Origin of the sequence: Moorena sp. SIO1G6 (genome assembly GCF_010672795.1) — a bacterium.
GTDB classification, from domain to species: Bacteria; Cyanobacteriota; Cyanobacteriia; order Cyanobacteriales; family Coleofasciculaceae; genus Moorena; species Moorena producens.
Window position 1 is genome coordinate 1 of sequence record NZ_JAAHFZ010000048.1, and the last position, 21,125, is coordinate 21,125.

Sequence of the window (21,125 nt, forward strand, 5' to 3'; positions counted from 1 at the left end):
ATAAAAATGTCAAAAAAGTCTAACACCGGGATGTAACCGCAACTATTAAACCCTTGGTTTTCGGCTTTAATTTAAGTTACATAATAATCCCTGTCGGTGTTACCCTAATTTAAGTCTAACAAATAATCAGAGTTTTTGGTAGACTCTGCGACATTTTCTCTAGCTGTTTACTAACCTTTACCAGATTCACTGGCCTTCTGGCACCTTTGGAAGTGAGGTAGTGCCAATTGAGGAAACCATGAGTGCTCTCAATAGGTTGAAAGAGCAAGGCAAAATTCGGGCAATTGGAGTCTCCAATTTTTCCCGCAGCCAGTTAGCAGAAGCTTCTCAGTACGGACGAATTGATAGCTTGCAGCCTCCCTACTCTCTGTTTTGGCGTCAGGTGGAGCAAGATGCTATGCCTTACTGTGTAGAGCACAATATCTCGATTATTGCCTATTCTTCCTTAGCTCAGGGATTATTAACTGGCAAGTTTGGTCGAGAGCACAAGTTTCAGGAAGGGGATCATCGCAGCAAAAATAAGTTGTTCAACGGTGATAACTATCAACGAGCACAGCAAGCATTAGCTCAGCTACGACCAATTGCAGAGCGTCATCAGTGTACCCTGGCTCAGTTGTCTCTGGCATGGTTGATGTCTCAGCCACAAACTAATGCGATCGCAGGATTCCGAAATAGTGCCCAAGCTATTCAAAATGCTCAAGCTGTTGAGGTTAAGCTATCTGCTGATGAGCTACAAGACATTGATCAGATTGGACGGTTGGTTACAGACCATTTAGATGATAATCCAGTGATGTGGAATTTTTAAGGGACTGGTTAAACCTGACTTCTTGACGTCAGGTTTAACCAGTCATATGAGCAATTTTTTCTTGCGCTTACCCTGGGTGGGTTAGGCGGCGAGTATTTTAAACGCTCACTTTGTCTTGATGCAGTTAGCGACTGCATCAAGACGGGACAGTTGAAGCTGAGGTAACTCGTTTTTCGCTTCTATTTTCCCCACACCCCAAACCCCTTCACCCTAAAACCTGTCTGCTGTTTAGCCTTGTTGTCACCCCCTCAGGCGGCTTGGTCCAACTGAAACCTGGAGAAGGTGGAGAGAAAGAGTACCCTTTCGGGTACCGTCAAATTCCAGAGAGCTTTAGCAACATCGTAGTTAAGAGTTCAATCTGTATGAACTCCTTTTCTAAATTCATAGAGATTCACTATGGCAACTAACAACGAAGATTTAATGCGGGCTCTTCTGGGAAAGCTTTACCAGACGCTTACCGCAGGAGACAGTAATACACCAGTCAACGCGGGAGATGATTTTTTTGCCTGGTGTAGTCCTGGCATTCCTTGGGAAGAAGAAGATCTTGAATTCGCCTACAAAGGAGTACTAGGTGGTCAAGACATCAATGAGGTGTTAGACGAAGCTCAAGACTTTGCTAACTTGGTTAATTTTATTCCTGATGTTTCAGGGATTTATGACGGCGAGCAACAAGCTACCGCATTCAAGCAAGATGGAACTTTGTTGTGGGATGTTTACGATGAAGTTTTGCTGATGAGCCAGGTGGCGAGCTATCCTCTCACAGATAGTGAGAAAAGAAAGTTAGAAAATGCTCAAAAACTTTTGACCACCACAGAAAGGCAAATAGTTGGAGTTGATGATAATTTTGAACCCATTTACGAAGAAGTCACAGTGGACTCTCCTATGCTGGAAGCATACATGGAGAAAATGCAAGGCTACGATGAAGCTTTCATTGGGTATAATAATGCACGCATTAGTGCCCTCAACAGTGATAGCCGGGAAGATGTGCAGTCTTGGGCTCTAAATTCCTCAGTCTACCGCCGTCGAGTGAGCACAGCTTACAAAACCTGGGTTTCAAGAGGGTTTAAAAACACCATTGAGGCTGCCCAAAACCACATTGAGCAGATTACTCAGCGAGATGCCACATTTCTAAAAGATAGGTGGCAAGAGTTATTCCGAAATGCCAAAATGGAAAACCCCAGAAGTGGTAGCTCTTTCTACTTCACTTCCCTGATTCCTGGTGACTTTACTCAAAAGCGGTGGACAGAATTTAGCTTTGCTGAAAATAATGTATCCAGCTATGGAAAAAGTAAGGTAAATGGTTGGTCTGGGGGAGCCTCAGTCTCATTTGGCTTATTTGGTGCAGGTGCATCAACCAGTGGGCAAACCAAGGAGACTAAGCATCAAATTGACGTTTCCAACTTCAAGATGAAATGTGAGCTGATTGAGGTTCCGATCTCTCGACCATGGCTCTCACCAAGTTTTCTCAAGAGTAAAGGATGGCGATTCAGGAACAATGATTTTCTCTCTGATGGTAAGCGTCCCCCTAGTAAGGATAGTAAGCTACCAGCTTATACTACATCTGTTATTTTTGTGCGGAATCTGGAAGTGGATTTTGATGAACTTCACCAAGCTGGAAGCACTTACACTAAGACAATAAAAGCTGGTGGAGGAGTTCGCTTCGGTCCTTTCCGCCTAGGTGGAAGTTATACTCGCCGAGTAGGTGAGCGTAAATTTGAGTCTAAACCTACAGTTGAAGAATTGCGAGTTTCTGGTATGCAAATTATTGGCTTCCGGTGTGCCCTTCTACCAAAAGCACCAAATCCTGACCCCAGCATTCCAGACTGGACATAAGCCGTTTTAACCTAATAGACAACACTCTGACGAACGTCGATTTGAGAGTGTTCTCTTAAGTCCATAGATTTCACAAGTTATGGTGTGGGGCTTTTGACACAATGCTTATCAGCACTAGTCCAGGGTCATAATTGACAATACTAGTGCTATAAGCAGTTTAAAAAACCTATTTGTCCAAAGTCCAATATGGTAGGAAAATTTTTATATGAATAAAAATCCGAGCGTAGCTGCGCTCCTAGCAAAAATTGAAGCTTTTCTCACTCAAACAGATTCGCGATTAAGTCCTACCGGAAAAACTTTTGTAGCATTCCTCATGCCCGGGTTGCCGATTTCACTACAGGATTTAGAGTTTAATCTTGCACCCAACAAGTCAAACCTTACTCGCGATGAAGCCATCATGATGGCCTCTAACTATGCTCACTTGGTTAACCGTATCCCTGACCTTAGAAGTTGTTGGTCATCAGATGGAGGCTTACTTTGGCAAGAGTATCAAACTATCCTAGACCAAGCAGTCCTAGCCTCTTCCGAACCCAGCCCAAATGAAATTAATAAATTTGAAAACGCCAGCAATTTCATCCATCAAAAGCAAGAAATAACAGACTTGCTGGGAACACGTACCACCATCGTTGATTCTTCTTTTTTGGCAGCTTATAAGCAATATCAGCAAGCATTCATGCAGGCTGAATCTGAGTATCACGCCTTGCAACAAGCAGCTAGGAATTCAACAGATCCAGAAGCACAGCAAAAATGGGAATTGAATAAACAATTTTACCAGCGACGAGTCGAAACAGCTCGCAAAAAATGGATTACTAAAGGGTATAAAAATCAAGTTGATAAAGCATTAGCTTTTATTGAGCAAATTGGTAAACGTAATCCTCAACTTTTGTGGGAAAAATGGATAGAAAAATTTGAGATATCGAAGTTAACGGATTTAGAAAATAAAGATTTTTATTGGACTTATTTTTATCCCCCTTCTTTTGATAAACTTGGTGCTCAAGAGTATTGGCAGCAACTGAGCTTGGACTTTAGGGAACTCGAAACATCAGATTTTGGTAAAACAGTTGCCACTGAGGAATTATGCTCTAGTGATGAATCTCCAACTGACCCACTCAAAGTAAATCTGCTAATTTCACAGCTGACAGTAGAATTAATCCAAGTGCAGGTAGTGCGCCCCTGGATGAGTTCAAGCATTTTTGACAGTCGATTTTGGCAATGGTCTGATCAAAGAGAGCCACTTTCTGATGGTGACGAGTCCCCGAAGGGAAGCCTACCAGCTTATGTAACCTCTCTCGTGGTTGCTCGTAATCTGAACATTGAGTTAGTTGACTCGGAACAAAATGCAGCAGTGATGCAGGACATCGAAGCAGGGAAACCAGTTTATTGGGGACCATTCTCTCTAAAGAATGCCATTCTCTCTGGTTCCAATTTAATTCAATTTGATGGAATGCAGATAGTTGCTTTTGTATGTCAAAAACTACCGAAGTCCCCTAACCCCAACCCCACATTGACATGGCCAACTGACGTGTCCGAAGAGATAGTAGTTAACTGGCTTGACGGTGAATATAAGTTCAATTTTAATGCCAGTATCACTCAAGTTAGAGTCATTATTCATACTGGGGAAGGACTATCAACAGGTACTGATACCAATTTAGGAATCAGGATTAACGATGTTACCTATGAGGTTAGTAGTCACATTCAGTTCAAAATTAATCAAGGAAATTGGTGGAGTCTGGAAAATCCTCAATACCCCAATCCTGAAAACCTTGATACAGCTACATACGGTCCTTTTGATACCGAAGGTTTAACAGTTAAAAATATATCCCAGGTTCCGATTGAATTCCAGCCTGAAACTACTCTTCCCTTGTGGGCTTCGCAGATAGAGTGGCTCCGCCTAGAAGTTAAGGTCGAAGAGTATGGGTGGCTCGCTTATAAACAGTGGCAACCTGGCTGGTCAGATTCAAGCAAAGGAACAAATTATTGCCAACTTCAATAACAGGATATTTCGGATAGTTCTTATTTGTGAAGCACTCACTGTCCGATAGGTTGGTCAGGGGTGTTGTAGAACAAGCAGGACAATCACCTTGGATTTAAGTTGAGAGAAGATATTCCAATGAACAATAATGCAGTAATAGCACTGATGACTAAGCTGGAACTCCTTTATAGTGAGAGCGAAGACACTTTCTTAACGTTCCAGAATCCTACACTGCCAGTCTCTCCCCGTGATCTGAGCTTTAGACTAACTCAAAGTGAATCAGACTTAACACCTCAAGAAGCATTGAATGCCTCTGCTGACTTTGCACGTTTGGTTAACCTGATTCCCGCATATAGCAGTATTTGGTCATCGGACGGTCGTATGTTGTGGGATGAATACAAAATTCTTCTTAACCAGGCTTTGGTTGCATCGCAAACTCTTACGGAAGCTCAAAAGGCTGAGTTGCAAGCAGCTAGAGATTTACTTTACGACAAGAAACAAGTAACAGACGTACTAGGGACACGGGAAGAGTTAATCGATTCTCCGAAGCTGGCTGCTTATAAGCAGTATCAAAATGCATACTTAGATGCTCAAATAGAGTATAACGAGCAAAAACTCACTGCAGAAAACTCAACAGATCCTCAGGTAAAGCAAGACTGGTTGTTGAATGAACCAACATACAAGATTAGGGTAAACCATGCTTATTCAGATTGGATAGCTAAAGGATATAAAGAGGAAGTTGAAGAGGCATTTGCAGATATTGAACGACTTACGGGAAACAACCCTCAGATCGCATGGGCGGATTGGAAGCAAGCTTTTCGGCAGTCTCTTCTCACTGATTTGAATAATCAAGATTTCTATGAGACACACTTCTGGCCAGGGGATTTTTTCCAACCAAACTCCCAAACTCAGTGGACAACAGTCAACTTAGATGCCAGTGAAATTGCTGCTTTGACTGCCAAAGCTCCGGATTCCATTCGCCGAATGATTAGTCGTTCTGGCTCTACAACGGATGATTCTCAGGCATTAGACCTTGACATTTCCCATCTCTCGGTAGAACTAACTCGGGTTGAGATTATACGTCCTTGGTTCACCCCAAGCATTTTCAGAAGTAGATGTTGGAAGTGGCCTGATGCCAGGGAACCACTTAGTGATGGGCAAGAACCTCCCCAGGGAAGTTTACTTGGATATACCGTTTCAATGATATTTGCTCGTAATCTCGACATCAAGTTGAAGCCAAACTCAGAATCAAATAAACAGATTGTTAGGAAACTTCAAGTTGATCAACCTCTCTATATGGGACCGTTGCGTCTACAGCCAGTTAATTCAAATATTGATCTACAATCTGTATCAACACTTAAATCAGCTCATCTGGCTCCCCTATCTTTGAAGGAAGCTACTAACTCTAATGTAAATAGGAAAGTTCAGTCAAAAACTGAGGAAAAAATTACCTTTGATAAATTTCCTGACGGTACACCTATTCCTACTGAGAGTTTTCTGCGTGGTGATGAATTTCTTGCTAAAGGTATTCGCGTGGCAGGAGCTCCTGAGACTTCCTATTGTGCCAATGCGACTGTAACTGCAGTACGACGTGCCGGGACTTATGGTGTCCAATTTCCATTTTTAACTTCCGCAAGTCCAGGCCAGATAAATCGTTGTAACACCATTCCCATTGCGATCACTTTTACTCGTCCTGTTCGCCAAGTAACTCTAAACTTCGCTGGGGCTAGTGTGGCATACACCATGAAGGCCTATAACATTGAAGGGAGATTGCTAGGAACTGCTAAAAAAGAGGCAGTTTTCAGAGGAGGTACTTTTGATGTTACATTTAGTTCGTCAGACGCTAATATTAGCCGAGTTCTCTTTGGCTATCAAGCAGCAATTACTGCTATTAAGGAAATTCGTTACGAACCATCGCTGAAGGGCTCAGAAGAAGAGCCAAAGATAGAAGGGCTACAGCTAATAGCATTTCTCTGTAAAAAACTTCCAAAATCTCCCAATCCAGATCCAAGATTAAACTATTCTTGAATAATATATCCCTCTTTTGTCAGTCTTCGAGAAGCCAGTATCCAAAAGGTTGATCAGTCAGTCGATACAGGCAAAGGTAGTTCAAAAATCAGGTTTTATTTATCGTGATCAAACGATTGCTCTATCCCTTATCAATAAAAAATTAAAGAATTCTGTAACTTTGGTCATCGTTATGGCAACGAACACAAAAGGATCAGCAACGGGCTGATGAACTGGCTGCATTGCTACGGCAGCAAGGCATTGACCCGGAAGAATTCGAGAGAATTAACATTTTCATCAATTAGATAGTTAATACTCATTCCCTTGTTGCCTAGCTTTTATTATTGCTCTTAATTGGCGCAGTTTTTCCGAAACAGGAGGCGGATTGAGTCGTTGCTGCTCCCTCATGGTATGACAATGAAAGAGCCAGTTTTTCATATATTCGCTGACAGCGTTTTGATTTTGCAGGTAATAGAGGATAGTAGCGTAGACTTGTTCTAGGGTTAATGATGTATAAGCTTGAGCAATTTCTTCTGGGGTTTTATGACAGTCTAGATAGTCATATAATATGGTTTCAATACCAATTCTTGTTCCTTTGAGGCGAATATCAGTAGGAGCAAGAAAGTTGAAATAATCTGTTAAAGCTTGATTTGACATGATCATTAGGTAAATAAACTAGTAAGTTTTATTGTAAACAGAAGTCTTTAGGTTATTGATGTGTAAACCCCGACAGTTACGTAGGGTGCGTTAGGGAAGGGCGAGCCCTCATTTTATCGATAGCCAGGGTTAGGTTGCTGCCCGTAACGCACCACGGTGTCTACCTGTTTACCACTATCCCTAGGGCGAATAACCTTCACGATTATTACCACATAATCGCTCCAACAACTCTCTCGGAATAGCATCGAAATTTTCCAACAAAAAATCCATCAGAGCAAGATGTCGTAAAACCTCAGCAGCAGGAGCCTTATAGCGCTTAGTTCCAGCAAACCAGCTGTTAACTGTACTGATGGAGCGGGAGCAGATTAATGCTATGTCTTCTCGACTAACCTCCCATTTCGAGATGAACTCCTTTGGTGTCATGGCCAGTTGCCAGTGACTGTACATTTGGATCAGGATACGGTCTAGGTCAGTTAGGGGACGAGGATAGGATTTTGGGCGAGGGGGTTTCTTCCCTGCTAGTTGTGCCAGGCGGTCTAAGTACCGCTGGTAATAGATAGCATGATCAGTTGAGCGTTTATTTGGCATGATGTAATTAGCTCCAATGTCCTTGGGGAATAAGCCGCGCTGTTGGAATGATGGTCTCAAGAAGCGCGGCTTTTTGTCCGATAATCATATCGAAACACCAGACATTTTTATTATTACTAATAAACCCCAAGGTGTCAAGATAATTTTTGACATTTTTAACAATTTTTAACAAATAAAATATTTTACTATTGGCAATTTTAACGATTAGCTATTAATGGAATTTATGGAGCAGTAATTTAATCAAGTAATATAGATTTTTTTAAAATAGGTAAGGTAAGCATATGCGCTACGCGCACGCTGCTTGAGGTGCCGTCAGCTTTCAGCCGTCAGCCATTCGCGAGCTGATAGCTGATAGCTGATAGCTGATAGCTGATAGCTGATAGCTGATAGCTGATAGCTGATAGCTGATAGCTGATAGCTTAGCTATCAACAATACATTTCGCCTCCAAAACCACCAATCCCTTAGTTTCAAACACCGAACAGGATGCCATCACTTGTTCCAAAGCAGGTTTTATCCCTTGTTCAAGTTGTTGAATAGCACGATTAGCGGCTGGCTGATACTGCTTCAACCACTTACGATCCTTAATAGCATCAGCCTTTAACTCGATTGGGTTTAGTACCCAAAAATCAATATCATAGGTTTTAATAAATTCCTTAACAACGGAGAGATTAGCACTATATTGGGCATCAATTAAATCTAGAGTTCGTTGTCGAAATTTCTGATAATATCCGACGTGGTAAGGAATAGCATATTCACTGGCTACCAAAACCGAACGCTGAGCAAAGGTGGGGATATTATTCATCTCTGGAGACAGAGAAGCAATTAAGCTATCTTTCGGTTGTTGTTGAAAAAAATTATATAAGGATGGAGTATTTCCGACTTTATAGGCAGTAATGGGAAAATCATTCACAAAACTAGGATATAATAGTAATGCTGCTGCAATTATGGTAGTAGTTGCAATAGCAATTATTTTAGGTATAGAAAAAATTTGCGAAAAACCAGAGCTAGAGAAACCGTTTTGGCTAGACTGGCTTGCCCATTTAACTACGCTATCAATCAGAATGATAAAAACTATACCAGCACTTAGCACCATGATCACTCTCAGACTATGTTGAGTATAACGACTAGGAAGATGTAATTTAAATAGCAAAACATGAGCAGCAACAAACATCCCGAGAGAGGCTAGTAGCATCTGGAGCAAAAGGGTAATTTCTTTACTGATCTGCTTGAATAACGGAAATTTATTGGGAAATAAGGGCAAGAGCAGCAGTAAAAATCCCGCGCCATTAGTAGCTGGAGTAAGAATCGAAGTCAGACGAATTCCGCTTCTACCTTTTAACCAAAACTTAGCGGGATCATCGTCATAAAAAAAACGCGATCGCCCCCCTGGAAAAAACTCTGGTAACTGTCTGGCTTCAGCGACAGAAATCACTGGACCAAACTCATTGGTTTTCAGGGCATAGGGTAACATAACCAAAAAGGCTACTATCAATCCCGCCAGACACAACCAACGTCGCTCTTGGGATAAGCCTAACTTACCATTGCGCCATTCAAATAGTCGTAAAACTAAGGTACCGGAAGAAATAAATACTAACTGGGGATAGAATAGACCTTGGAGTGCGATCGCACCCAAACAAAACCACAATGACCCCCGCACTAGGTAATACATAAACCCCAACAACAGGGGATAGACAAACGCCTTCGGTGTTCCAGACACCACTGTATCAGTCATGCCCAAGGCTTGAGACAGCAACAAAGTAGCACTAAAGGCAGCTGCTGGTACTGGCAATAATTCCAGACACACCCAAAAGCAATAGCTAGCGCTAACCAGATTCAACACTACCGGTAAGAGTTTGTTAAATAGCAATGGATTAACACCCAATGCTGCTATGACTCGATAAACTGTAGTGTAGCCAGCTGGAGCAACCGTTTGAAAGTAATCAGCAATTAAATCCTTAGGAAACAGCTCTGGATCAAGAAATCGCATCATCCAAAATATATGTTGTCGTGCATCATCTTGGACAATATACTCACCGCTAAAAGCTTCTCGTAGTGCTAGCAAGCTATACACTACGGTAAAGGTTAGGCTGAGGCTAAACCAAAAGATAACTTGAGGAGTAAATCGTTTGTTACAAGGAGTTGTGAGTAATCTCTCAATAGGGGCAATCATTTAGTCAAGGGAATAGGGAGTCGGGAATCGGGAATCGGGAGTCGGGAGTCGGGAGTCGGGAGTCGGGAATCGGGAATCGGGAATCGGGAATCGGGCAAAAATCTGGTGTATCTGATTACTATGAGAATTCTTATTCTAGTTCATTAATATCACCTTCAACCGGCTAACCTTGGCCAAAAGGCCACGCGATCGCGTTCAACCTTCAACCGGCTAACCTTGGCCAAAAGGCCACGCGATCGCGTTCAACCTTAAACCAAATAATCCTGATTGAGTGAAAAAAGGTAGGAAGAACAGTAGTGGTACGTTTATAGTTGGAATTCAAGGGGATAACGACGTTTGTGATGCTGTTTCTTCACGCTCCTTGTTTCGTAAGCATTCAGCTATCAGCGTGTCGCGTATCAGCTAATAGCTAATAGCTATCAGCTATTAGCTAATAGCTATTAGCTATTGGCCGTAGGCCAATGGCTTTTCCCCAGACTTTCAATTTTATTTTAAGCTGACGGCTGACAGCTGACAGCTGACGGCTGAATGCTTACCTTGTTTCTATCAGGGCTATCATTATGCCAATACAGGTGGTCAGATGTCCAAAATGGCTCCAATTAACCACTTGACATCAGCTATCCCACAGGGCTTTCTGGATGGGGAAGTTAATTCTTGGCATGTTGATAACCGATGAGTGGTTTCTGTTTTCAAGCTTGCCCAGTCCCTCTGTTTTTGTCAATCCTCTCTATGCCATTGGTATGAAACGATTATAGTATATTACCTACCGAGCCAATGAACATCAAGAATACCAATTCCAAAAATGAATCTTTCAATCTAATTCTTTGTGGATTAGCTTTCCAGTTTATTCCGTTATTCACGTTTGGATTAATTTTAGCAGCTTTTGAAGATTGGTCATCACCATTCCCTGGAGTTTTATTTCATTTAATTATCTCAACATTTATATATGGATATATACCTCTTCTCAAAGGATGCCGTCTATATAGTTACGACAAGGGATATGCAAGTAAGTGGGGATGGTTCGGATTATTAAGTATTTTGGGATTATCATTCCTATTACTTTTTCCGGAAAAGAGAACAAATTTTTATTCAGAAGGGTCATTGGGTAATGACTCAATAAATTTCCCCTTTAATAAGCTTAATATTCCTGAATTTTTATTATATTACTCGATAGCTTTCCCAATTTTAATTTTAACAATATTTATAATTATATTGTTAAGTATTGGATTATTATCCTTGGTAAAGGGCAGTGATTTTATTGATTTAAATGCTACCTGGGATATATTACCTGAATTATATGTCACCATTACATACTTATTTATAGGATTATTTTTATTTAGATATATCCGAATACTAGGATTCGATGTTGAAAAATTTGGGATTTTGAATTTTGGTAGTTTAAAGCCAATAATTAATTGGAAATTAATTATTTTAATAGTTTTTTAAAACTATGCTTTTGCTTGGGGCTTTAATTCCTTAATTTCATATTATATTTCATTTATTTACCCAGATTTTATTGAAAACTCGATTAATGAATTAGAATTTACAAATGTTATAGGGCTAATATCTTGGAGCTTTTCGGCGATTGTTTGTGCTCCATTGTTGGAAGAGGTTATTTGTCGTGGGATAATCTTGCAGAAGTGGGCAATGAAATGGGGGATAAAAGCGGGAATATTTACCTCATCTTTATTATTCGCCCTTTACCATTTTCGATTCGATATTGTATATTTGTTCATTGCCGGAACTATATATTGTGTTCTATACTTTAAAACTGGCAACTTAATACTCCCAATCCTTTGTCATAGTCTTCACAATACTATTGTGACAATTTTTATGATTGGACGCTACTATAGTAGCTCAAACGTTGACTTCGTTTCGGTAAACGATTATCGAGTTTCCATGGAACCATTATTAGGTCAAAAAGCAGTTGTAGCAGCTATATCCTTTGCCGTTATCATGTTTTTTTTATATCGAAATTTTCCTAAACAAGATGACATCCTTCCCTACTATAGAAATTCTAAGTGATTGATTAAAATTGTAAGGAATCCAACGGGTTAAATTCACCTGTCCTGTTTGGATTAGCGCTACCACCATCCATAAACAGGCATCTTGGTGGAACGGGCATCTTGCCCGTTTCATTTCCGGACGGACTATCCTAACTAGGCGCGACAAAGCGGAAAATGAGTGGGAGCCCAAAGCTGGTGCGTTACGGGGCGGACTATCCCAACCCTGGCCACGAGGCGAAAAATAAGGGCAAGTCCGCCCCTAACACACCCTACGCACCCTACGTAACTTCAACCTTGGCCTATTGGCCACGCGATCGCGTCAACCTTCAACCAAATAACCTTGGCCTATTGGCCACGCGATCGCGTTCAACCTTCAACCTGTTAACCTTCAACCTGTTAACCTTCAACCGCTTAACCTCCAACCGCTTAACCTTCAACCTTCAACCTTCAACCTTCAAACTTCAACCTTCAAACTTCAAACCTTCAAACCTTCAACCGCTTAACCTCCAAAAAAAAACCCCCAATCGGGGGTAGTGCATCAAAACTTTGTTAACCAAACTGTGGCGGAAACTAATTAATCAAATACACGATTACAAACAGAACAATCCACACCACATCAACGAAGTGCCAGTAGAGTTCTGCGGCTTCTACACCAAAATGCTCTTCACTGGAGTAGTGCTTTGAATTTAGCGATCTCAATAATACTAACACAATTAACCCGAGTCCGCAAGTAACATGAAGACCATGGAAACCAGTTAAGGCAAAGAAAGAACTGGTAAATAAGTTAGTAGTCAGACCAAAGTCTACATGAGTGTACTCATAGACTTGTCCTCCTAAGAACATCGCACCCATCAGAGCAGTGATTCCAAACCAGAGTCGCAAACCAGATACATCATTCTTCTTAATAGCACTCTGGCCCCGGTGCATGACGAAACTACTAGTAATCAGGATGATGGTGTTGATTGTTGGCACCAATAACTCTAATTCTGTACCCTCTGGAGGCCAAGCTGGCATAGTCGCTTTATAAATTAAAAAAGCGGCAAACATCCCCAAGAAGGTCATACTATCAGCAGCCAGAAACACCACCAAACCAAACATCCTAAAATCCGGATGCTCCTCGTGATGTACCTCTGCCGCCTCAACCTCATGATGATAGTTGAGGCTAGTTTTAGACGGATCTATCGTTGAGCCTTGCATAAATTCCTTTGAATTAATCTTGAGCTGACATTTGTGCCTGTTGAGCTTCGATTAGGGTAGGTTAGGAGGTTAAATTAAGAATTAAGAATTAAGAATTAAGAATTAAGAATGTAGAATGTAGAATTCTACATTCTTAATTCTACATTCTACATTCTACATTCTACATTCTGACAGACAACCTTGGCCAAAGGCCACGCTACGCGAACAACCTTGGCCAAAGGCCACGCTACGCGAACAACCTTGGCCAAAGGCCACGCTACGCGAACAACCTTGGCCAAAGGCCACGCTACGCGAACAACCTTGGCCAAAGGCCACGCTACGCGAACAACCTTGGCCAAAGGCCACGCTACGCGAACAACCTTGGCCAAAGGCCACGCTACGCGAACAACCTTCAACCTGCTAACCTACCCAACATCTCCTTTAACTTCAACCAGCAACTCCTCGACCTGTTTATCGGTGTCAACACTATAACTGTCGATACCGTATTCGTAAGGACCGGACCACAAAATTGGTTCCTCGTCAAAGTTCTCAATGGCAGGAGGAGAGGTAGTTTGCCACTCTAATGTCAGAGCTCTCCAAGGATTGCGACCAGCAATCTTACCACGGTTCAAACTCCAGATGATATTAATCACAAAGGGTATGGTAGAAACGGCAAGAAGATAGGAGCCAATAGTGCAGATCATGTTGAGGCTTTGAAACTGGGGGTCATACATAGCAACCCTACGGTTCATACCCAATAGACCAAGCTCATGCATCGGCAAGAAGGTCATGTTTAGACCAATGAAGGTCAACACAAAGTGAATGCGTCCTAAAGTTTCGTTGACCATTCGCCCGGTCATTTTGGGGAACCAGTGATAAACCGCGCCAAATAACCCTAGCACACTACCACCAAACAGAACGTAGTGGAAGTGAGCCACAATGAAATAAGTGTCATGGACATGGACATCAAAGGGAACGGAAGCGAGCATGACACCGCTAAGACCCCCAATCAAAAATGCCGAGATAAAGCCCATACCAAAGAGCATGGCACTATTTAAGTTGATTTTTCCGCCCCAAATCGTTGCCACCCAGCTAAACACCTTAATCCCTGTGGGCACAGCAATCAGCATGGTGGCAGCCATAAAGAACATCCGCAACCAACCAGGAGTACCACTAGTGAACATATGGTGCGCCCAGACAATTAATCCTAGGAAACAAATCAACATACTGGAGTATGCGATCGCACGATAGCCAAAAACCGGCTTACGGGCATGTACCGGTAGGATTTCCGAGATTACCCCAAAGAACGGTAGCACCATGATGTACACCGCCGGGTGGGAGTAAAACCAAAACATGTGCTGGTAAACAATTGGGTCTCCTCCCCCAGCCGGGTTAAAGAAATTGGTGCCAGCAATTAAATCAAAGGACAGGAAAATTAACGCTGCTGCTAGGACTGGAGTACCAATCAAAACTAGGATTGAGGTTCCTAACATTGCCCAGCAAAACAGAGGCATATCATGAATAGTCATGCTAGGTGTGCGCATCTTCACAATAGTAGTGAAGAAGTTAAGCGCCCCTAGCACTGAGGAAGTCCCGATCACCAGGATGCTCAAAATCCAAATTTCTTCACCCACCTGAGAACTAATCAAGCTCAAAGGGGGGTAAGAGGTCCAACCGGCTTCGGGAGCACCTACGAAAAAACTACTCATTAACAGCAAACCTCCCACAGCATTCATCCAGAATGCCACCGCATTCAGCTTGGGGAATGCCATATCCTTTGCCCCAATCATCAAGGGAATCAGATAGTTAGCAAAAGCAGCACCAGCTGGAATAATCCATAGGAACAACATAATTGTTCCGTGCATGGTGAACACTCGGTTGTAGGTTAACGGACTCAATAAATCCGGGTCTGGTGTTGCCAACTCAGTGCGAATTAATCCAGCTAATGCGCCACCGATGAAATAGAACACAAATGAGGTGACCAGGTATTGAATCCCAATAACTTTATGGTCGGTATTGAAGGTAAAGTAATCTTGCCAACGCCGCTCATGTTCTTCAACATGACCAGCATCCTTGACAGATTCCGGTTTTTCTACTTGCGTCGTCATGGGATAGTGGAGGTGTGATTGACTAAAAGGATAGGCAACAGCCAAAATTAAGAATTAAGAATGTAGAATTTAGAATTTAGAATTTAGAATTTAGAATTTAGAATTTAGAATTTAGAATTAAGAATGTAGAATTTAGAATTTAGAATTTAGAATTTAGAATTTAGAAGGTCGAATCAATAATTAAGAAGGTCTAAGGTCTAAGGTCTAAGGTCTAAGGTCTAAGGTCGAATGAATAATTAAGACTGTAGACTGTAGACTGTAGACTGAACTAATTCTTCATTCTTCATTCTTCATTCTTCATTCTTCATTCTTCATTCTTCATTCTTCATTCTTCATTCTTCATTCTTCATTCTTCATTCTTCATTCTTCATTCTTCATTCTTCATTCTTCATTCTTCATTCTTAAATGAACTTATTGGATAATTCCAGGATGATGGTGAGAGTGGTCTAGGTGTTGGAGAGTTTGGGAATCAATACCCATTTCAGAGGCATAGGGAGCCAAGAACTCACCCTCTGACATGGTAGTAGGATTAACAGCCACGGCTTTTTCCATGGTGTCTGCACTAGCGAATTGATTTTCCTGAACCCAGGCTTGATACTCTTCGGGTGTTTCAACGATCAACCGGGTTTTCATTCCTCCATGGTAGGACCCGCAGAGTTCAGCACAGATGATCGGGTAATCACCCACTCTAGTGGCTGTAAACCCTAGTTGACTAGTCCGACCTGGGATAGCATCTTGCTTAATCCGAAACTCTGGCAACCAAAAGGCGTGGATCACATCGTTAGCTTCGATATTCAGCTTAACCGGTTGTCCAACTGGGACATGCATCTCGCCAGAGATAACACCGGTTTGAGGGTAGGTGAAAATCCAGGCATACTGCATACCGGCCACATTAACCTCTAGGGGTTCACCTTGACCTTCTTGCCCTGGAGGCGTTCCAATACCTAGGGCAACTGTTCCTTGACCCGGAGCCATGGCAATCAGACTTTCATTCCCCTCTTGCCCAGATGGTGACATCTGATGATTGTGGGCAATTTCCTGGTGGTGGTGGTCATGAGAAGCCATGGGATCGAGACCTCCCATCGCGTTGTATACCTCAAAGCTATAGACAGCTAAGACAAAGACAATCACCGTCGGGATTGCGGTCCAAAGCATCTCTAGGGGGATGTTGCCATGGGTCGATGGCCCATCGGTTTGGTCATTTTTTTGTCTACGAAATTTGATGACTATTAGGATAAGTGCCCCTTGGATGAGGATAAATAGACCAGTGGAAATGGTCATCATCAGGTTGAACAGACCATCTACATCACCGGCTTCTGAGGAGGCGGCTACTGGCATAAGTCCATGATTCTGACCGTACCAGAGACTAATCAGGGTTATGAAAATGCCAGCAATAAGGGTTGAAATTTGGCTTGGAATGTTCACGAGGTTAGGGTTGAATACTTATATCAACAAAACTAACAGGGATTATCAAGGCAGGCGAGGCACCAACATACTTAGTGTCCTAAAATGTCAGGGCATGGCTATATTTTTAAGGAAAATCAGCCTTCTGGTGAGCTACTCCCCCCCATAGTTCCCACATTAGAGACAACAAAGACAACAATTCTGATGCTCTGCTAGCAGTGAGGGGCGTGAGTAGAGGATATAGAGCTAGCTTGGCTTGCTCTATTAACTAAGGTAAAGCAGTTAAACAATTGATTGGGTCAAACCTTGAGATTTTTAGACTTTTTTTTAGGATCACTAGCACAGCACCAATAAAATTTTCATAAAACTTAAGATTTTTTTCAAAAAAACTTAACATAGCTAAAAAAAATATAAAAAAGTAAATCAATAGTAAATCATTGAGTCTAAGTAACTGTGACCCTTTAGGGCAGGGGAATGGCAATCTGAAAAATCTCTAAAGCTTCAGAAATTAAGGAAAAGGCTGGTTACAGTGGTATAGGAATAGAGATGATCTTTGAGATTGGCAATCTTCTACCAACGAAAATGAGCCACTACTCAGGATTTGATTAACTTAGTTTGCATTTTCCTATTGCAGATGGCTATAGCTCAATCGGCTCTTGATCAGAATCAGAATGATGTAACCTCCAACAACCTTAGCCAGCCCCAGGCAAGGATTCGGAGCTTGGTGTGGAAAATTGCGATCGCTACCCTACTGTTGATGGCAGTAGGCAGTGCCACCAGGGTGATGAATGCTGGTCTGGCTTGCCCAGACTGGCCCTTATGCTATGGTCAGCTCGTGCCAAGCCAGCAGATGAATTTGCAAGTATTTTTAGAGTGGTTTCACCGCCTTGATGCTGCCTTGATTGGTTTTAGTGCGATCGCTCTCGCTAGCTTATCTTGGTGGCATCGGCGGGATTTACCGAACTGGCTGCCCTGGATATCCACATTTGCTCTAGGGCTAATTATTTTCCAAGGAGTCCTCGGCGGACTGACGGTTACAGAACTGCTCCGGTTTGATATCGTCACTGCTCATCTAGGAACAGCACTGCTATTTTTCTCAACTCTAATCGTAATTGGTACACTGCTGACCCCCTATCAAGGAACAGGTTCTGTTGGGAAGTTACCTTGGCTGAGCTTAAGCGCAGTGATTTTTGTTTATCTACAAAGTCTATTAGGTGGACTAGTCGCTTCCCGCTGGGCAGTGCATCAGTGTTTTGGCGGATCACAGCTGTGTACCGTGATGAATAGCCATATTGCTGGTGTGGTGCCAGCGACCGTAGCAACTGTCGCCGTCGTGGTGATAGCATCCCGGACACCAGCCCTACATCCAGTACTGCGAAAGTTAGCTAATCTCGCTGCTAGCTTGGTAGTTTTACAGATACTCCTCGGTGTTGCTACCTTCCGGTTAAGGCTACAAGTTGAACTACTAACTATCTGCCATCAAGCAGTGGGAGCAGCATTATTAGGAGTACTGGTAGGGTTTACAGTCTTCGCCTTACGTGACCGAACAAGTGTGGAGTGTCAAAGTCAGTATGACGTATCAGGGACAGTATGAAATATGAAGGATTAAGTCTGACGTGTCCAGTGTCATAGCTGGCAAATAAACTATCAAGTCCGGTTTTATCTGTTGTTTTTATCAGTTGTAGATCAGCTAAATAGAATCGGACCATTGATCCGCTAGGGTAAAACATCTTGAAACTATGATCTGGGGACCGTTATTTACTTGTTGGTCTACTTGTTGTTACTAACAATGCTACTGGAAAGGATCAGACCATAAGAAGTATAGCATGAATTGGTGACTCAGCAATCCCTATGTTGTTATCCTTCACACTTCACCGTTCATCCTTCATCCTTGATGCTTCCTCCTACCCTACGGGAACCCTAAGGACGAACATCCTTAACACTTGAGACTTTTTAGAGAAGGAATTGGTGAATTGAATGCTTGGGACTAGTTTAACCCGTCAACATGAAAACTTAAGAGAGGTTATTCAAAGTTACTATCAACTAACAAAACCTCGAATTATTCCACTACTATTAATTACGACAGCAGCAGGGATGTGGTTGGCATCCGATGGACAAGTCGATCCCATCTTATTGCTAGTTACCCTGGTCGGTGGTACTTTGGCCGCAGCATCTGCCCAAGTGCTTAACTGCATCTATGACCGTGATATCGACTATGAAATGTTGCGCACTCGCCACCGTCCCATTCCCTCTGGGAAAGTGCAGCCTCGTGATGCCTTGCTGTTTGCGATCGCATTAGCAATCCTGTCGTTCACCCTGCTAACAGTCTTCGCTAACCTCCTTAGTGCCTTACTAGCGCTATCTGGCATTATCTTCTATATGCTCATATACACTCATATCCTCAAGCGCCACACTGCCCAAAACATCGTCATTGGTGGTGCAGCAGGAGCAATTCCAGCGCTAGTGGGTTGGGCTGCGGTGACAGGAGAATTGAGTTGGGCCCCTTGGTTACTCTTTATCATCGTGTTCTTGTGGACACCGCCTCACTTCTGGGCTTTAGCCTTAATGATTCACGAGGATTACGCCAAAGTTGGGATACCCATGTTACCGGTAGTAGCCGGTGAAGAGGTTACTGTTCGTCAAATCTGGTATTACACCTTATTAGTCGTCCCCACTTCCCTATTGTTGATCTATCCCTTAGGAGAATCGGGAGTGGTTTATGGCATAGTTGCTATTCTTTTGGGCAGTATTTTTATCAAAAAAGCATGGTTGCTGCTTCAGGAACCTAAAGACAATCAACTTGCCCGGTCTATGTTTAAGTACTCAATTCTCTATATGATGTTATTGTGTACCGGTATCGTAGTGGATAGCTTACCGATGACCAGGGAAATTACTGCAACTGTAGCAGAGAATTCCCAAGTTTTGATTCAAGCAATTTCTACAGTATTGGAGCAGGTAAGTATTAACTTAGTCTAGGGTGTTGGCTGGTAAGCGATCAGCGATCAGCGATCAGCGATCAGCGATCAGCGATCAGCTATTAGCAAATAGGGTTGGTGAGTTAGCTCTGAGGTATAGCGATTCGCCAACCCTATTGAGATTTATACTCTAGGGAGCCTAAATCAATTGTGAGAATTTTTGTTCCCTGTTCCCTTTGCTATCCTACTTACCGCCGTAGTAAAAAGCCATCTCTTTGGACGCGGAAAATTTGTGGGTCATAACACCTAAAATTGGAGGGTTATGACTCCTATTTTTTTTGCCGCCCTATGCTGTCGGTTATAAGAGTGACTGTGCTATTAGGCATGGTCGGTGGAACATATTTGGCGATATGACCATCATGTGTTGTAAAAATTGGTATTATGGGCGATAAACAGCTAGGCAAGTCAATTGTTCTGTGTGTGGTACTTGGTCTCATTACTGTAATTCTGCACTTGGTACTTGGTCTTTTATGTGTGTGGTACTTGGTCTCATTACTGTCAATAATATAATTACGGGTTCCACCTGAAACCACGGTGAGATATAAGACTCAGTATCTTTGTGTTCAGTCGTTGGAACTGGGTTCTAGTTCTGCCCAATGATTGTCTAGTATTTTGGGTTGATCAGATTCAATTTCCCCCCAACCATAATTTGCAGCTATTCGTTGTTTGACCTCTAAATAGCACTCCAAATTATGGGTGGTTTTTGCGTTACCGTGGCAGATTACAGTGTTTGCTGGCTTTTCGTGTTTAAGCGAAATTGATCGCACCGGCTCTGATTAGTTCATCCAATGTTTCAATCATCCGTTGGTAGTCAATTTTGCCATCATCGTCTAAGAACCACGATTCATAAGACTGGCCTGTGTTTTTTAGTAGTTTGGCCTGCTCACGTTTCCAGCTCAAAAACTGTGCATGGGTTTTAAATGTGAACTCTGATAGACTAAATTCACTTTACTTACCCCCGTAGTAAAAAGCAATCTCTTTGTCTTTAAGAGGGATAAAATCAGCATCGAGCAGCATTTGATTGAGTTCTGCTTGAGAGATATGCTTCGCTCCAATCCGCACAATTCTTGATCTCATGGTATTGCTGACACCGCTCCGTTGCCGTTGAGCTTCCAATCCCATCACTTGGTTGTAAAGGTCTAACTTAGCTTTGGGGATTGGCGAGCCATCTAAATCAATTCCCTTTGCGATCGCGTCATCAACGGCATCAGCACCTGTAGTGGTTTGAGTCTGGGAATTTCCTTCGGTAGACATGTTAAGCTGATAGTAATAGATACGAGAGTATTTTACCAGGGTATCGGTTTCCTTAACAAAGGGTGGAATTAGATTCAAAAGTCCCCCTTATTAAGGGCAGGGCTGTTTCATTCTGGCAAAAACATAGATGGGTACCCACCCCTAACCCCCAGGAGGCAGGGCTGTTTCA

General features: G+C 42.4%; 17 protein-coding genes and 1 pseudogene. 10 read left to right on the plus strand and 8 right to left on the minus strand.

Features of this window, described 5'->3' with window-relative positions; genetic code table 11:
• Positions 1–166 precede the first annotated feature (166 nt).
• The 4 genes and pseudogenes from F6K63_RS28495 to F6K63_RS28510 form a co-directional block, all read left to right on the plus strand.
• Positions 167–805 (plus strand): annotated as a pseudogene (locus F6K63_RS28495) (aldo/keto reductase); the annotation flags it as partial.
• 396 nt (positions 806–1,201) lie between these two features.
• On the plus strand, positions 1,202–2,638 hold the full coding sequence (locus F6K63_RS28500; protein WP_287313801.1) for a hypothetical protein: 1,437 nt from the start codon (positions 1,202–1,204) through the stop codon (positions 2,636–2,638).
• Positions 2,639–2,843: 205 nt separating this feature from the next.
• Positions 2,844–4,631, plus strand: coding sequence for a hypothetical protein (locus tag F6K63_RS28505; RefSeq protein WP_287313802.1), 1,788 nt, complete (start codon positions 2,844–2,846; stop codon positions 4,629–4,631).
• 117 nt (positions 4,632–4,748) lie between these two features.
• Positions 4,749–6,638 carry a hypothetical protein gene (locus F6K63_RS28510; protein WP_287313803.1) on the plus strand — a complete coding sequence of 630 codons (1,890 nt, stop codon included), beginning with the start codon at positions 4,749–4,751 and terminating at the stop codon, positions 6,636–6,638.
• A gap of 288 nt (positions 6,639–6,926) precedes the next feature.
• Here F6K63_RS28510 and F6K63_RS28515 read toward each other — a convergent pair whose 3' ends face one another.
• The 3 genes from F6K63_RS28515 to F6K63_RS28525 all read right to left on the minus strand — a co-directional run bounded on the left by F6K63_RS28515 (position 6,927) and on the right by F6K63_RS28525 (position 10,033).
• Complete coding sequence (locus tag F6K63_RS28515; protein ID WP_287294353.1) at positions 6,927–7,274, minus strand: DUF433 domain-containing protein; 348 nt, start codon at positions 7,272–7,274, stop codon at positions 6,927–6,929.
• Positions 7,275–7,454: 180 nt separating this feature from the next.
• A complete protein-coding gene (locus F6K63_RS28520; protein WP_287313804.1) occupies positions 7,455–7,862 on the minus strand; it encodes a hypothetical protein in 408 nt (135 codons plus the stop codon).
• Positions 7,863–8,281: 419 nt separating this feature from the next.
• A complete protein-coding gene (locus F6K63_RS28525; protein ID WP_287294349.1) occupies positions 8,282–10,033 on the minus strand; it encodes a hypothetical protein in 1,752 nt (583 codons plus the stop codon).
• Positions 10,034–10,807: 774 nt separating this feature from the next.
• Here F6K63_RS28525 and F6K63_RS28530 point away from each other — a divergent pair.
• The 3 genes from F6K63_RS28530 (at position 10,808) to F6K63_RS28535 (ending at position 12,573) form a co-directional block, all read left to right on the plus strand.
• A complete protein-coding gene (locus F6K63_RS28530; protein ID WP_287313805.1) occupies positions 10,808–11,479 on the plus strand; it encodes a hypothetical protein in 672 nt (223 codons plus the stop codon).
• A 117-nt stretch (positions 11,480–11,596) separates the two neighbouring features.
• Positions 11,597–12,058, plus strand: coding sequence for a CPBP family intramembrane glutamic endopeptidase (locus tag F6K63_RS37440; protein ID WP_353813113.1), 462 nt, complete (start codon positions 11,597–11,599; stop codon positions 12,056–12,058).
• 155 nt (positions 12,059–12,213) lie between these two features.
• A complete protein-coding gene (locus tag F6K63_RS28535) occupies positions 12,214–12,573 on the plus strand; it encodes a hypothetical protein (RefSeq protein WP_287313806.1) in 360 nt (119 codons plus the stop codon).
• Positions 12,574–12,609: 36 nt separating this feature from the next.
• Here the strand turns inward: F6K63_RS28535 and F6K63_RS28540 are convergent, their stop codons facing one another.
• Complete coding sequence (locus F6K63_RS28540) at positions 12,610–13,236, minus strand: cytochrome c oxidase subunit 3 (RefSeq protein ID WP_008186856.1); 627 nt, start codon at positions 13,234–13,236, stop codon at positions 12,610–12,612.
• 180 nt (positions 13,237–13,416) lie between these two features.
• Between F6K63_RS28540 and F6K63_RS28545 the strand changes: the two genes are divergently transcribed.
• On the plus strand, positions 13,417–13,707 hold the full coding sequence (locus F6K63_RS28545; protein WP_287313807.1) for a hypothetical protein: 291 nt from the start codon (positions 13,417–13,419) through the stop codon (positions 13,705–13,707).
• On the opposite strand, the gene ctaD is transcribed toward F6K63_RS28545, so the two are convergent.
• Entirely contained in the window at positions 13,641–15,323 is a 1,683-nt protein-coding gene (gene ctaD / locus F6K63_RS28550) for a cytochrome c oxidase subunit I (protein WP_287313809.1), read from the minus strand. The two genes, F6K63_RS28545 and ctaD, sit on opposite strands and share 67 nt — an antisense overlap.
• Before the next feature lie 411 nt (positions 15,324–15,734).
• Positions 15,735–16,748, minus strand: a complete 1,014-nt coding sequence (locus F6K63_RS28555; protein WP_287313811.1) for a cytochrome c oxidase subunit II — start codon at positions 16,746–16,748, stop codon at positions 15,735–15,737.
• A gap of 613 nt (positions 16,749–17,361) precedes the next feature.
• On the opposite strand from F6K63_RS28555, the gene F6K63_RS28560 reads away from it, so the two are divergent.
• Both F6K63_RS28560 and F6K63_RS28565 read left to right on the plus strand, forming a co-directional pair.
• Positions 17,362–18,321: a COX15/CtaA family protein gene (locus F6K63_RS28560; protein WP_287313812.1), complete on the plus strand. Its 960-nt coding sequence runs from the start codon at positions 17,362–17,364 to the stop codon at positions 18,319–18,321.
• A gap of 383 nt (positions 18,322–18,704) precedes the next feature.
• Positions 18,705–19,703 (plus strand): heme o synthase, encoded by a 999-nt coding sequence (locus tag F6K63_RS28565; RefSeq protein ID WP_287250031.1) that lies wholly within the window; start codon positions 18,705–18,707, stop codon positions 19,701–19,703.
• A 746-nt stretch (positions 19,704–20,449) separates the two neighbouring features.
• On the opposite strand, the gene F6K63_RS28570 is transcribed toward F6K63_RS28565, so the two are convergent.
• Positions 20,450–20,602: a hypothetical protein gene (locus tag F6K63_RS28570; RefSeq protein WP_008186876.1), complete on the minus strand. Its 153-nt coding sequence runs from the start codon at positions 20,600–20,602 to the stop codon at positions 20,450–20,452.
• 48 nt (positions 20,603–20,650) lie between these two features.
• Positions 20,651–20,956: a small RNA NsiR4-regulated ssr1528 family protein gene (locus F6K63_RS28575; protein WP_044493949.1), complete on the minus strand. Its 306-nt coding sequence runs from the start codon at positions 20,954–20,956 to the stop codon at positions 20,651–20,653.
• Positions 20,957–21,125: the final 169 nt, after the last annotated feature.